General features: G+C 68.2%; 12 protein-coding genes, 1 tRNA gene and 1 pseudogene. 5 read left to right on the top strand and 9 right to left on the bottom strand.

Annotated elements, in window-relative coordinates:
• Positions 1 to 2: 2 nt before the first annotated feature.
• The gene (locus ASF28_RS11975; RefSeq protein WP_056092542.1) at positions 3 to 1322 is read right to left on the bottom strand and encodes a 3-deoxy-D-manno-octulosonic acid transferase; all 1320 of its coding nucleotides are present in this window, start codon (positions 1320 to 1322) and stop codon (positions 3 to 5) included.
• Complete coding sequence (locus ASF28_RS11970; RefSeq protein WP_056092539.1) at positions 1319 to 2041, bottom strand: lysophospholipid acyltransferase family protein; 723 nt, start codon at positions 2039 to 2041, stop codon at positions 1319 to 1321. The genes ASF28_RS11975 and ASF28_RS11970 overlap by 4 nt, the downstream gene beginning before the upstream one ends.
• Before the next feature lie 366 nt (positions 2042 to 2407).
• On the opposite strand from ASF28_RS11970, the pseudogene ASF28_RS11965 reads away from it, so the two are divergent.
• Positions 2408 to 2884 (top strand): annotated as a pseudogene (locus tag ASF28_RS11965) (VIT1/CCC1 transporter family protein); the annotation flags it as partial.
• 71 nt (positions 2885 to 2955) lie between these two features.
• Positions 2956 to 3855 (top strand): metallophosphoesterase family protein, encoded by a 900-nt coding sequence (locus ASF28_RS11960; RefSeq protein ID WP_056092536.1) that lies wholly within the window; start codon positions 2956 to 2958, stop codon positions 3853 to 3855.
• A 55-nt stretch (positions 3856 to 3910) separates the two neighbouring features.
• Here the strand turns inward: ASF28_RS11960 and ASF28_RS22990 are convergent, their stop codons facing one another.
• Positions 3911 to 4084, bottom strand: coding sequence for a hypothetical protein (locus ASF28_RS22990; RefSeq protein ID WP_187273080.1), 174 nt, complete (start codon positions 4082 to 4084; stop codon positions 3911 to 3913).
• A gap of 312 nt (positions 4085 to 4396) precedes the next feature.
• A tRNA-Glu gene (locus ASF28_RS11950) sits at positions 4397 to 4471 on the bottom strand.
• 199 nt (positions 4472 to 4670) lie between these two features.
• Between ASF28_RS11950 and ASF28_RS11945 the strand changes: the two genes are divergently transcribed.
• Both ASF28_RS11945 and rpoH read left to right on the top strand, forming a co-directional pair.
• Positions 4671 to 5675 (top strand): RluA family pseudouridine synthase, encoded by a 1005-nt coding sequence (locus ASF28_RS11945; RefSeq protein WP_056092530.1) that lies wholly within the window; start codon positions 4671 to 4673, stop codon positions 5673 to 5675.
• A 253-nt stretch (positions 5676 to 5928) separates the two neighbouring features.
• Positions 5929 to 6819 carry an RNA polymerase sigma factor RpoH gene (gene rpoH / locus ASF28_RS11940; protein ID WP_056092527.1) on the top strand — a complete coding sequence of 297 codons (891 nt, stop codon included), beginning with the start codon at positions 5929 to 5931 and terminating at the stop codon, positions 6817 to 6819.
• Between the two features lie 52 nt (positions 6820 to 6871).
• Here the strand turns inward: rpoH and ASF28_RS11935 are convergent, their stop codons facing one another.
• From ASF28_RS11935 to ASF28_RS11925, 3 genes are all read right to left on the bottom strand, one after another.
• A complete protein-coding gene (locus ASF28_RS11935) occupies positions 6872 to 8305 on the bottom strand; it encodes a hypothetical protein (RefSeq protein ID WP_056092524.1) in 1434 nt (477 codons plus the stop codon).
• A gap of 81 nt (positions 8306 to 8386) precedes the next feature.
• The gene (locus ASF28_RS11930) at positions 8387 to 9679 is read right to left on the bottom strand and encodes an adenylosuccinate synthase (RefSeq protein ID WP_056092522.1); all 1293 of its coding nucleotides are present in this window, start codon (positions 9677 to 9679) and stop codon (positions 8387 to 8389) included.
• Between the two features lie 144 nt (positions 9680 to 9823).
• Entirely contained in the window at positions 9824 to 10117 is a 294-nt protein-coding gene (locus ASF28_RS11925) for a hypothetical protein (protein WP_056092519.1), read from the bottom strand.
• Between the two features lie 758 nt (positions 10118 to 10875).
• On the opposite strand from ASF28_RS11925, the gene ASF28_RS23720 reads away from it, so the two are divergent.
• Entirely contained in the window at positions 10876 to 11112 is a 237-nt protein-coding gene (locus tag ASF28_RS23720) for an ion channel (RefSeq protein WP_082476519.1), read from the top strand.
• 61 nt (positions 11113 to 11173) lie between these two features.
• On the opposite strand, the gene ASF28_RS11920 is transcribed toward ASF28_RS23720, so the two are convergent.
• Both ASF28_RS11920 and purB read right to left on the bottom strand, forming a co-directional pair.
• Entirely contained in the window at positions 11174 to 12034 is an 861-nt protein-coding gene (locus tag ASF28_RS11920; protein ID WP_056092516.1) for a D-amino-acid transaminase, read from the bottom strand.
• 61 nt (positions 12035 to 12095) lie between these two features.
• Complete coding sequence (gene purB / locus ASF28_RS11915; RefSeq protein WP_056092513.1) at positions 12096 to 13403, bottom strand: adenylosuccinate lyase; 1308 nt, start codon at positions 13401 to 13403, stop codon at positions 12096 to 12098.
• Positions 13404 to 13700 lie beyond the last annotated feature (297 nt).

Raw genomic sequence — 13700 nt, 5'->3', positions numbered from 1 at the left:
GCTCACTGGGCCGCCAGGGCGGTGAGCCGCATCTGCGCGATGAAGGGATCGAGCACCGCCAGGGTGCGGTCGACGGCGCCCTCGAACGGCGCCAGCGCCGCCGCCCCCGCCCGGACCATGGCGTCGATGCGGGTCGGATCGGCGAGGAGGTCGGCGAGGGCCGCCGTGAGCTCGGCCTCGTCGGCGACGCAGCGGGCGCCGCGGGCCCCGTCGAGGGCCCGGTAGACCTGGGTGAAGTTGAAGATGTGGGGGCCGTGCAGGACGGCGGCGCCCAGCCGCGTCGGCTCGATGGGGTTCTGCCCGCCCCGCTCCACCAGGGAGCCGCCGAGGTAGACCAGCGCGGTCAGGCGGTAGAACAGGCCGAGCTCGCCGAGGGTGTCGGCGACGTAGAGGTCGACGTCCCCGTGCGGGCGTCCGCCCTGGGAGCGCCGGGCGCTGCGCAGGCCTTCCGTCGCGGCGCGGGCGACGACGTCGCCGCCGCGATGGGGATGGCGCGGCACCACGATGGTGAGGAGCGTCGGCCAGCGCCGTTTCAGGGCCGCATGGACGCGGGCCGCCACGGCGTCCTCGCCCGGATGGGTGCTGGCCGCGACCCAGACCGGGCGGTCGCCGACGCAGTCGCGCAGGTGGGCCAGCTGCTGCTCGTCCACGGGGGGCACGTCGGAATCGTATTTGAGGTTGCCCGAGACGCTGACCCGGGGGGCTCCGAGCCGGGCGAAGCGCGCCGCATCCTCGTCCGTCTGCGCGAGGCAGACGGCGATGCGCGACAGGAGGGCGCGGGCCGTGCGCGGGCTGCGGCCCCAGCCCTTGTACGAGCGCGCGGACATCCGCCCGTTGACGAGGATGAGGGGGATCGCGCGGGCGTGCAGGCCGACGAGGGTGTTGGGCCAGATCTCGGATTCGGCCACGAGGGCGAGGTCCGGGCGCCAATGGTCGAGGAAGCGCCCGACCCAGCGCGGCGCGTCGAGGGGCACGTACTGATGCACGGCCCCGGAGGGGAGGCGGCTGCCGATGAGGTCGGCGGCGCTGCGGGTGCCCGTGGTGACGAGGACGGAGAAGCCCCGGGCGATCATGCCGTCGACGAGGCCGACGAGGGAGAGGATCTCGCCGACGCTGGCCCCGTGCATCCAGACGAGGCGGCCGATGGGGCGGGCGCGTCCCGGCAGGCCCCGGCGCTCGGGCAGGCGGCCGGGGTCCTCCTTGCCCTGACGCGAGCGCCACGCCAGCAGGCCGGCCACCGCCGGCTCGCCGACCATGAGGCCGTAGCGATAGAGCTTCAGGATCGCCGTCAGGGGCGGGGCCTTGGTCACGGGCGGCTTCATGCGGGAGGTCCGACGCGGTCGGGGCGCCCCACGAGGGTGTAGGCGCGGTCGTGGACGCGGTTCATCTCGGCCTCCACCGCCAGGCGCAAAACCTCGAACGCCTCGGGCTCGGCGTCGCGCGGCACCCGGATCGGCGTCCCGAACACCATGGCGCCCCGGCCGAACGGCAGGCCGAAGCAGGCGCGGTCCCAGCTGTTGAGCCGCAGGTGGCGGCTCGTGACCACGGCCACGGGCACGATGGGCCGGCCGGAGAAGCGGGCCAGCGTCAGGATGCCGGCGTCGCACCGGCGCGAGACCTTCGGCACGTCGGCGCTGAAGGCGACGGATTCGCCGTTCTTCAAGGCCCGCAGCATGGCACGCAGGCCCTCGGCCCCGCCCTTGGCCTTGACGTCGCGCACGGGCCGCCCGCGAGCCCCCGACGCGCGGATCACCCGCACACCCATGCGCTCCAGCGCGATGGTGTTGATGTTGCCGTCGGCCGAGCGGGAGATGATCGTGGCGATGCGGTCGTGGGGCCGGCGCATGAACGAGATCATCGTATGCTGGCCGTGCCACATGCCGGCGATGAACGGCCCGAGATCGTCGAGCCACGGATCGGGATCGGCCGGCTCCACGGCAAAGCGGTTGGTGGCGCGCACGAGGCGCAGGTAGCCGCCGGCGACACGGCCGAGGGCCTGCTGGACCGCCGGGGCGCGGCCGATGCGCTTGAGGACACTCATGGAGATCGCCTTCGCGGCGCCGCTCGCGACCCACCCGGTGCGAGGTCCGGAGAGGACTGCCTCCGGCCGGCGCCGGGCGGTGTCTAGCGCCGTTCCCCGGGCCGACGCAACGCCGTGCACCCGCCCTGCGCGGGTGGCGGACGCCCTTGCAACCCTCAAATCCCGGCCACCAAGGGTAAAACCCCATTGTTTGTAGCTGTTCCAATCTATAGATTAGAACAAATACAAACTGGAGTCCGTCCGATGATCCTGGATGCCGGCGCCGCGCCGCCCTTACCGACCCTCGCCCTCGACCCGGGGAGACTCCGCGATCCGAGAACGGCCCGCGACGAAAACCCCGCCCTCGACGCGGCCGCCGAGGCCCACCGGGCCCATGTCCTGCGTTACGTACAGCCGGCCCTGGCCGGCCTCATCGACGGCTCGGTCTCGACCCTTGCGCCGATCTTCGCCGCGGCCTTCGCCACGCACAGCAACGGAGCGACCTTTCTTGTCGGGCTCGCGGCCTCCCTCGGCGCCGGGATCAGCATGGGCTTCACCGAGGCGCTGTCGGACAACGGATCGATCACCGGGCGCGGCTCGCCGTGGATGCGCGGCCTCGTCTGCGGGGCGATGACCGCTTTGGGCGGCCTCGGGCACACGCTGCCCTACCTCATCCCCGATACCTGGCCGAACGCGTTCGCCCTGGCGACGGGCCTCGCCATCGTCGTGGTCGTCGTCGAACTCGCCGTCATCGCCGGCATCCGCACGCGCTACATGGCCACACCCTTCTGGCGGGCGGCCATGCAGGTGGTGCTGGGCGGCGCCCTCGTCCTGGCGGCCGGCGTCGTGATCGGAAGCGCGTGACGGGAGTCTGGGTTGACCCCGGGGACGCGAGTGGCGATGCGGAGGAAATTTCCCAGCCGAAACGGACACGCATGTTCCGCCTCGCCCACATCACCGACCCGCATGTCGGGCCGCTGCCGCGCCCGCGCCTGCGCCAGCTCTTCAGCAAGCGCGCCACCGGCTACGTGAACTGGCGGCGCGGCCGCAAGCACGCCCACGACATGGATCTGCTCGCCGCCCTCGTAGCCGATCTCCAGGGCCAGCCCCACGACCACATCGCCTGCACGGGCGACCTCTGCAACATCGGCCTGCCGAGCGAGTGGGCGACCTCGCGGGTGTTCTTGGAGGCCCTGGGCAACCCGGACGCCGTGAGCTTCGTGCCGGGCAACCACGACGCCTACGTGCGCGGCTCCCTCGAAGGTCTGCTCGCCGCCTGCGGCGCCTGGACCACGGACGACGACGGCGCGCCGGGGGTGTTCCCCTACCTGCGCCGGCGCGGCCCCGTGGCCCTCATCGGCCTGTCCTCGGCGATTCCGACGAAACCCTTCGTGGCGAGCGGACGCCTCGGCCCGCCGCAGATCGTGGCGGCGCGCGGCATGCTGGAGCGCCTCGGCGCCGAGGCCGAGCCGCCGTGCCGGGTGGTGATGATCCACCATCCGCCCCATCCGGGCGGGGCCTCGTCGGGGCGGGAACTGAAGGATGCCGCGGCGTTCATGGCGATGATCGCGCAGGCCGGGGCCGATCTCATCCTGCACGGCCACAACCACGTCGGCAGCGTGCATTTCGCGCCCGGTCCGGGGGGCCGGCCCGTGCCGGTGGTCGGCTGTCCCTCCGCCTCGGCCCGCGAGGGCGGTCCGACCCGGCGGGCGAGCTACTACCTCTACACCATCGTCCGGGGCCCGGACGGGTTCGGCATCACCGGCGCGGCGCGGGGCCTCACGGAAGCCGGCCTCATCGCCGATCTCGGTCCGGTGCGCCTGACGCCGTCGTGAGCGCCGCCCGCGTGCGGGCGACGCGTGAAAATTCTTTGTCCGCGAAAATTTCTTTTCAGGCGGAGAGCGTGGCCGGCCCCCGTGCGGCGGCGAGGGACGGAAGCAGGCCGAGGCTCGCTTCGTAGTGCTCGGCCTGCGGGCGGGTGAGGCCGCTCACCAAGACCTCACTGCCACGATAGACAGTATAGGTGCCGTCGTGGGTCGGCTTGACGCGAATCGTCTGGGACATGGCGAACACCTTGTCTCGAGGGGTAGACGTCGAACGCTGTGGAGGCGCCGATGGTAACCCATCCTTAATCGGAGGCAAGCGCTGCGACAGAACGCGCACAAGACTTTCGATGCGGCAGCGCGCCATCGGGGCAGCACAGGGCCGGGTCGATACCGAATTTCGCAAGGTCCTGGGGGCGCTTGGACGTTTCGCACCGCGTCATGCGGGCGGCATACGATTTCACCGAGCTTGACCGGCCCAGGAGATACTTAGCCACATACAAAGTATGATTGCCAAGCCCTCGAACACATCTGGAATTCCAGTATCGTGGATTGGCGCGCCCACGGGGAATCGAACCCCGGTCTGATCCGTGAGAGGGACCTGTCCTAACCGCTAGACGATGGGCGCGGTCTTCAATCCTACGCGACACCCGTCGGGTGCCTGCGTCGCTTCCGGGTGGTTCCGATCCCGTGGGACCGTCCGGCGGGGGAAGCTTCCCGGCGGTGTGGCGATCGTATAGCGACGGTCCCGCGAGGGGGCAAGTGCCCCCGGACGTGATTTTACGTGGCCCGTCCGGGTCGCGATCTTCGAGGCGGAGGGACGATCGTTGCAGCAACCAGAGGACCGTCGGGCGACGCTCGCCGACGATGTGACGCCGGAGCGCCTCGACCGCGCCCTGGCGCGGGCGTTTCCCGATGTGTCGCGGGCGCGCCTTCAGGAACTCATCCGAACGGGCCAGGTGACGCGCAACGGAACGGTGGTGCTCGACCTGTCGGTGAAGGTCGGGCCGGGCACGGAACTCGCCGTGACGATCCCGACGGCGATCGCGCCGACGCCGCGGGGCGAGACCCAGGACCTCGTCGTGGTCTACGAGGACGACGACCTCATCGTCATCGACAAGCCGGCGGGCCTCGTGGTGCATCCAGCGCCCGGCCACGATTCCGGCACCCTGGTCAACGGCCTTATCGCCCATTGCGGCGACAGCCTGTCGGGCATCGGCGGGGTCCGGCGTCCGGGCATCGTCCACCGCCTCGACAAGGACACCAGCGGGCTCCTGGTGGTGGCCAAGAACGACCGGGCCCACAAGGGCCTGACCGAGCAGTTCGCCGATCACGGCCGCACCGGGCCCCTCGAGCGGGTCTACCGTGCCCTGGTCTGGGGCGTGCCGGAGCCGCGCGTCGGCACCATCGACGCGTTCCTCGCCCGCAGCATCCGCAATCGCGAAAAGATCGCCGTGGTCCGAGGCGAGACCGGGCGCGAGGCCATCACCCACTACCACGTCGAGGAAGCCCTCGACGCCACGGGCCTCGTCGCCCTGGTCCGGTGCGAGCTGGAGACGGGCCGCACCCACCAGATCCGGGTGCACATGAGCCATCGCGGCCATCCGCTCCTCGGGGACGCCGTCTACGGCAGCGCGTTCAAGACCAAGGCGTCCCGCCTCGGGGACGAAGCCCGCGCGGCCCTGCTGTCCCTCGGGCGGCAGGCCCTGCATGCCAGCGTCCTCGGCTTCGCCCATCCCCGCACGGGGGAAACCCTGCATTTCGAGAGTCCGCTGCCGCCGGAAATGGAAGCGCTCCTGGCGGCCCTCCGGAAAAAGGGGGCGACGACCTAGGGCCGGCGTGGCCCATCGGCCACGGTCAAGCCTCGGCCCGGTGGGGGTGCGGAACGGCACCGCCGGACGCGGCGTTTCGTGCCACCCATGACCGAACGGCGACATCGCGCGTTGACTGCGATGTTCGTGCACCGGACCGGCTTCCGGCGTTTCGCGTTTCCCGGTAGAAATGGGGAATCGGAACGCCGGCTCAAGGGAGCGGCGGTTCGAATCGGGTCCGCCCCGTCGGGGGACCATTCAGGGAGATAAGACCATGGCCGGCGCATTGCCCGTGCTCGCCACCGAGGGTGGCCTGTCGCGCTACCTCGATGAGATCCGCAAGTTTCCGATGCTGGAGCCGAACGAGGAGTTCACGCTCGCGAAGGACTGGCGGGAGAAAGGCGACCGCGGCGCGGCCCACCGCCTCGTGACCTCGCACCTGCGCCTCGTGGCCAAGATCGCCATGGGCTATCGCGGCTACGGCCTGCCCATCGGCGAGGTCGTGTCCGAGGGCAATGTCGGCCTGATGCAGGCGGTCAAGCGCTTCGAGCCCGACAAGGGCTTCCGGCTCGCCACCTACGCCATGTGGTGGATCAAGGCGGCGATCCAGGAATACATCCTGCGCTCGTGGTCCCTGGTGAAGATGGGCACCACCGCCAACCAGAAGAAGCTGTTCTTCAACCTGCGCAAGGCCAAGGGCCGGATCTCGGCCCTGGAAGAGGGCGACCTCAAGCCGGACCAGGTGGCGCAGATCGCCGTCAAGCTCGGCGTGCCCGAGCAGGAGGTGATCGACATGAACCGTCGCCTCTCCGGCGACACCTCCCTCAACGCCCCCCTGCGCGAGGAAGGCGAGGGCGAGTGGCAGGACTGGCTCGTGGACAACAGCCCGAGCCAGGAGACCGTGCTGGCCCGCGAGGAAGAGGGGCAGAACCGCCTCACGGCCCTGCGCGACGCCCTCTCGGTCCTCAACGCCCGCGAGCGCCGGATCTTCGAGGCGCGGCGCCTCGCCGACGACCCCATCACCCTGGAGGATCTGTCCGGCGAGTTCGGCGTGTCGCGCGAGCGCGTCCGTCAGATCGAGGTCCGCGCCTTCGAGAAGATCCAGGAGGCGGTCAAGCGCAACCTGGCGTCCCGCGAGGCTCCGCGCGCGGCGGCCCACGCCTGAGCCTCGCCGTTCGAACGGAGGGCGGCCCGATGCGTCGGGCCGCCCCCGTCCGTCAGCGCCACTGGGCGAAGGCTTTCTCCAGCACCTGCGTCCCGGCGGCGCCCTTCTCGAAGTTGAGGATCGCCCGCGAGCCGCTGCTGAACTTCACGGCGAGCTCCATCCAGTTCCGGTGCAGCAGCATGTCGGTGTTGCGGTCGATGTCGTTGCGCAGGGACGACAGGCCGATGAGGAACAGGTTGTCCCGGACCCGCACGGGCAGTCCCGAGACCGGCGAACCGCGGGTGTTCTCCTCGTCCTTGGTCTGAAGCAGTCCGATATCCTGCACCGTCCGGCGCGCGGCGTTGGCGCTGTCCGTGGTGAAGACGAGCTCGATGGTGTGCGAGGCCGGCAGGGTCGCGTCGAGGTTGCGCTTGAGGGTCATCGCAAGGCTGATTCCGGCATCCGGAAACTCGACATTGGCCCGCACGGCCGTCTCCAGGGGCTGGCCACGCTCGCCGTTGACCGTCTCCAGCCGCCACTGGACCCGACCCGGGATCGTCGTCGGCTGGGCGTTGGTGGCGGAAGTGTTCTCCTCGTAGAGGACGGCGCGCTGCGCCACGGTGACGTCGGGCGCGGCGGCGTTGGGGCTCGCCGGCGTCGGCGCGACCCGCGTCGGCGCGGCCGGCGGGGTGACGGCCTCGCCGCCGATGCGGTCGGCGTACTTGCTCTCGGCCCCGTCCGGTACCGCGTCCTGCTGCTCGGCGGCGACGGGCTGCAGGTCCGCCGGCTTGTCGCGCAGGAGGAAGGCCGCGACGGCGATGAGGCCGATGACCGTGAACAGCACCGCGCCCACCACGGCGTTGCGCAGCAGGCGCGACCGGCCGGCGCGCGGCGAGACCACGTCGATGCGCGGGCGCTGCCGCCCGCCGGAGGGATCGGCCACGAGGTCGGCCCCCGTCGGCTCCGGCGGAGCGGATTCGGCCGGCGCCTCGACAAGTTCGGGCGCGGCGGGCGAGGCGGCCGAAGGCCGGCCCTTGCGGGCCTGGATCGGGATGATCGGCGGGCCGGCGGGCGGCTCCGGCGCCATGAAGGGCGTCGCGCCGAGGTCGGGCGGCGGCGCCGGGGGCAGGAACGGCGGCGCGGCCGGCTCGGGCGCTGCGGCCGCGGGAAGGGGCTCGGGCTTCCGTTCGGGCTCGGGCTCGGGCGGCGTCGCTTCGGGCAGGTCCAGCGGGGTCTCCACCGGGACGGGCGGAGCGGGTTCGGGGAGCGGCTCGGGCTCCCGCACCGGCTCGGGCGGCGGGGCGTGCTCGGTCTCGAGGCGGTCGATGGCGGTCTCGAGGGCCCGGGCCTCGAGATCGATATCCGCGTCCGACAGGGGCGGGTCGAGGGAACGGAGCTGGCCGATCAGGGCGCTGCGCGCGCGTTCGTAGACGGCCTTGCGCAGGGCCGGCGAGCGATCCGGCATCGCTTCGAGGGCGCGCGCCAGGAGGGGATAGTAGTCGGCCATCGTGACTGGGGTCCGCTCGCTCTCGGGCGGGACGGCGCCCCCCGCCCGGGAGCGGATGCGCCGCCCATCCTCTCAGACGCGTTAATCCTCGAAGGGGCTGTGCATCAGGATGGTGTCGTCGCGCTCCGGCGAGGTCGAGAGCAGCGCCACCGGCGCGCCGATCAGTTCCTCGATGCGGCGCACATACTTGATCGCCTGGGCCGGCAGGTCGGCCCAGGAGCGGGCGCCGGCGGTGGTGCCGGTCCAGCCCTCGATGGTCTCGTAGATGGGCTCCACCTTGGCCTGAGCCGCCTGGTTGGCGGGCAGGTGGTCGAGGATCTGATCGCCGAGGCGGTAGCCGGTGCAGACCTTGATGGTCTCGAACCCGTCGAGGATGTCGAGCTTGGTCAGCGCGATGCCGTCGATGCCCGAGGTCTTCACCGTCTGGCGCACCAGCACGGCGTCGAACCAGCCGCAGCGGCGCTTGCGCCCGGTGTTGACGCCGAACTCGCGGCCCTTGGCGCCGATGGTCTCGCCGATCTCGTCGAACAGCTCCGTGGGGAACGGGCCCTCGCCGACGCGGGTGGTGTAGGCTTTCGCGATGCCCAGCACGTAGCCGATGGCGGACGGACCCATGCCGGACCCCGTCGCGGCCTGGGCCGCCACGATGTTGGACGAGGTCACGAACGGGTAGGTGCCGTGGTCGACATCGAGGAGGGCGCCCTGGGCCCCCTCGAACAGGATGCGCTTGCCGGCCCGGCGCTCCTCGTCGAGGAGCTTCCAGACGGTGTCGGCGTAGGGCAGGATGGTCGGCGCGATGGCCTTCAGCTCGGCGAGGAGGGCGTCGGCATCGACCTCCTCGATCCCGAGGCCGCGGCGCAGGGCGTTGTGGTGGGTCAGCACCCGCTCGATCTTGGCGGCGAGCGTGCTCTCGTCGGCGAGGTCGACGACCCGGATGGCGCGGCGGCCGACCTTGTCCTCGTAGGCCGGGCCGATGCCGCGCTTCGTCGTGCCGATCTTCAGGCCCGCATTCGACGTCTCGCGAAAATGGTCGAGCTCGCGGTGCAGCGGCAGGATCAGCGTGGCGTTGTCGGCGATGCGCAGGGTCTTGGGCGAGATCTCGACGCCCTGGGCCTGGAGCCGGGCGATCTCGTCGACGAGGTGCCACGGATCGACCACGACACCGTTGCCGATGACCGAGAGCTTGCCGCCGCGCACCACGCCCGAGGGCAGCAGGGCGAGCTTGTAGGTCACGCCGTTGATGACGAGGGTGTGGCCGGCATTGTGGCCGCCCTGGAAGCGGACCACCACGTCGGCCTGCTCGGAGAGCCAGTCGACGATCTTGCCCTTGCCTTCGTCACCCCACTGGGCGCCTACGACGACGACGTTTGCCATTCACCCAAGACCTGTCCGGAGGACCCGCGCGAAGACGGCCCGGCCTGAGGCCGGACCATCCCACGATCTCCGGGTCTTTCCGCGATCCGCCGGCGGAAATCAAGCAAGGGGCCGATCCGGGCCCGAATCGCCGGGGGACGAAGCCTACTTCGCCTCCGTGCCGGGCTCGCGGCCGGGCAGGTCGCCGGGCTTGATCACCGGCATCGAGCCGGGGCTCGGGTCGGGCGGGCGCACCACCATGCCGGGGGCGGTGTTGGACGGCGGCTTGATCACGCCGTCGTTCTTCTCGAGGCGGTCGCTCAAGGTGCCGCCGGTGCCGGGGGGACCGGCATCGGGCTGGATCTTGTCGGGCACGGTGCTGTTCGGCGCGGTTACCTGGGCGAAGGCGGCGGTCGCCAGCAGGCTCAGGCCGGCGGCCAGGGTGAGGATCGAACGCATATCGTACCTTCAATTTCAAAGTTGCGATTTGAAAGAAAACATGTCCGACACTCAAGCGTTCCAGAGCGCACTTGAGAGATAGGATTTTCAACGGCGCACGAGGCGCCAAATGCTGCGCCCCGCCGCACAAAACAGACATCCCTTAAAAAGATTTCACTTATACAAAAATAGTAAAACGGCGTGGCATTGTTGGATAAAATATATCTGCTCACCATGAATGCTGAAATAGATTATACTCATTGTCTTCTAACTGGAAATCGAATAGTAAAATACAAATACAAACACCTCATAGTGGAGTTTTAATCATGACTAATATAATCGGCAAAAATTCCGGATTCATTACTGTTTTTGTGATATACTTATTTAATCTATTGAAATTTGTGTCTTTAATGAAAATTCTATCTTTCTTTATACCAGCGTATAAAAGCCGGGGAGAATTAAACGAGAGCGAGTTTAGAAACAGCGCATTCACCCATAAAAGAGCCCTCTTAATCGACCTCTATGTATCATTCTGGATTTTTTTCTCAATTATATCTTTTATATTTTTGTCGCTACTTCAACACAGCTTTTTGCCTTGTTATTTAAAAGAATTTATACTAGTCTTTTCTTTAATTAGAATAATAGAAATTTTGCAGGTGAACATCAATCTTACAATATTTGATAACATTAAAAGGCCAGATCAAATCGTGGCGAACAGCCACCGAGCAGTAATTATGATTGTAATCAATTATGCATAATTGATATTATTATTTGGAAATATGTACTCATCAAACTTGGAGCATCTCCTAAACGCAAAGCACTCTATCGATGGCTATTACTTTAGCGCGATCACTCAGTTTACAATTGGCTATGGCGACATATTACCAATTGGCTTCCTTAAGATACTTGTTGTATTTCAGAGCTTTATATCGACTATTTTTGTAATAATTATTTTCGCAAGAGTGCTAAGCTTATTTTCTCCAATAATAAGCCTGAAAGATACAGATAAACCATAAGCTAGCCACGCAAATCTTGAGATATATCCAATTTTTATTCTTATAACCATATGTAACTTATTTATACGCCCGCGCGGGCCAGTTCCAGGTAGAGCTCGCGCAGGCGCAGGGTGTGGGGACCGGGGGCGCCGGTGCCGATGGGTTTTCCGTCGAGTTCCACCACCGGCATCACGAAGGCCGATGCGCTGGTGTAGAACGCCTCCGCCGCCGCATGGGCCTCGGCCACGGAGAACAGGCGCTCCTCCAGGCCGAGGCCGGATTCGGCGGCGAGACGCAAGACCGCCTGCCGGGTGATGCCGGGCAGGAGCGCCGTGGAGAGCGGGCGGGTGACGAGGGTGCCGCCGGCGGTGACGATGAAGGCCGTGGAGGACGAGCCCTCCGTCACCGCGCCGTCCTCGACCATCCAGGCCTCGGCCACGCCGGCGGCCGCCGCCTGCTGCTTCGCCAGCACCTGGGCGAGCAGGGCGATGGACTTGATGTCCCGGCGCTTCCAGCGGAGATCCGGCACGGTGATGACCCGCGCACCCTTGGCGGCCAGGGGATTGGCCGCCACGGTCTTGGCCTGCGTGAACATCATCACGGTCGGCTGGGTGCCGGCCGGCGGATAGGCGAAGTCGCGCTCGTACACGCCGCGGGTCACCTGCATGTAGACGAGGCCCTCGGTGACGCCGTTGCGGGCCACCAGCTCCGTCTGCAGGCCGACCCACTCCGCCAGCGTGTGCGGGTTGGCGATGTCGATCTCACCGAGCGACCGGTCGAGACGGGCGAGATGGGCCTCGTTGTCGACCAAACGCCCGTCGAGGATCGCCGAGACCTCGTAGATGCCGTCGGCGAACAGGAAGCCGCGATCCATGATCGGCACCCGCGCCTCGTCGAAGGGCAGGAAGTCGCCGTTGAGGTAGACGATGCGGGGGTTCGACACGGGGCGGGACCTTTGAATCGCTTAGAGGAAGACGCGCGACGCAGGATTCGTGCGGTTCGGCTCAGGCCGCCCCAAAGACTCGTGAAAAAATCGTGTCGACGTGCTTGAAGTGGTAGCCGAGGTCGAAGCACGCCTCGATCTCCGCCGGGCTCAGGGCGGCGGTGACGTCGGTGTCGGCCTTTAGCAGGGTGAGGAAGTCGCCCTCGCCGCGCCAGACCGGCATGGCGTTGCGCTGGACCAGCCGGTACGAATCCTCGCGCGAGACGCCGGCCTGGGTCAGGGCCAGGAGCACGCGCTGCGAGTGGACGAGGCCGCCGAGCTTGTCGAGGTTGCGCTGCATCTGCTCGGGGTAGATCAGCAGCTTGTCGATGACCCCGGTGAGGCGGCCCAGGGCGAAGTCCAGGGTCACGGTGCTGTCCGGGCCGATCATGCGCTCCACCGACGAGTGCGAAATGTCGCGCTCGTGCCACAGGGCCACGTTCTCCATGGCGGGCAGGGCGTAGGAGCGCACCATGCGGGCGAGGCCCGTGAGGTTCTCGGTGAGCACGGGGTTGCGCTTGTGCGGCATGGCCGACGAGCCCTTCTGGCCCTCCGAGAAGAACTCTTCGGCCTCCAGCACCTCCGTGCGCTGGAGGTGGCGCACCTCGATGGAGAGGCGCTCCACCGAGCTCGCCACCACGCCGAGGGTGGCGAAGAACATGGCGTGGCGGTCGCGCGGGATCACCTGGGTCGAGACCGGCTCGGGCGACAGGCCCATGGCCTTGGCCACGTACTCCTCCACGCGCGGGTCGATGTTGGCGAAGGTGCCGACCGCCCCCGAGATGGCGCAGGTGGCGACCTCTTCGCGCGCGGCCACGAGGCGGGCGCGGTTGCGCTCGAACTCGGCATAGGCCTGGGCCAGCTTGAGGCCGAAGGTGACGGGCTCGGCGTGGATGCCGTGCGAGCGGCCGATGGTCGGCGTCATCTTGTGTTCGAAGGCCCGGCGCTTGATGGCGGCGAGCAGGGCGTCGACATCGGCGATGAGCAGGTCGGCGGCGCGCACGAGCTGCACGTTGAAGCAGGTGTCGAGGACGTCCGACGAGGTCATGCCCTGGTGGACGAAGCGCGCCTCGGGGCCGACGATCTCGGCGAGATGGGTCAGGAAGGCGATGACGTCGTGCTTCGTCACCGCCTCGATGGCATCGATGCGGGCGACATCGAACACCGCGTCGCGGCCCTTCTCCCAGATCGTGTCGGCGGCGGCTTTCGGCACCACGCCAATCTCGGCGAGCGCCGTGGTGGCGTGGGCCTCGATCTCGAACCAGATCTTGAAGCGGGTCTCGGGCGACCAGATCGCGGTCATCTCGGGGCGGCTGTAACGGGGGATCATGGACGCCTCGGGTCAAACGCAGCAGCGGAGATCGGGTGTTTCTCACGAACCGTGCGCCGCGCCGTCCTGGTCGGCCCGGGGCATGGCCGGCTTCGGACATGACCCGCTTCGGACCCCGGCGACGGGGAATCGTTTCGTGAAGCACCGGGCCGGCGCCTAGCATGGGCGGCGGCCGCGCTCAACGCGAACGGGCGGATCCCGGGCGCGAGCCCCCTGTGTTGTTTTCGCACCACCGCGAACCGTTCGCCCCGCCGGCGCGCCGCGGCCAAAGCCGCCGTGCGGGGAAAAAGCCCTGGA

The organism is Methylobacterium sp. Leaf99, assembly GCF_001422375.1.
Lineage (GTDB): Bacteria > Pseudomonadota > Alphaproteobacteria > Rhizobiales > Beijerinckiaceae > Methylobacterium.
This window is presented reverse-complemented; position numbering and strand designations above follow the sequence as displayed.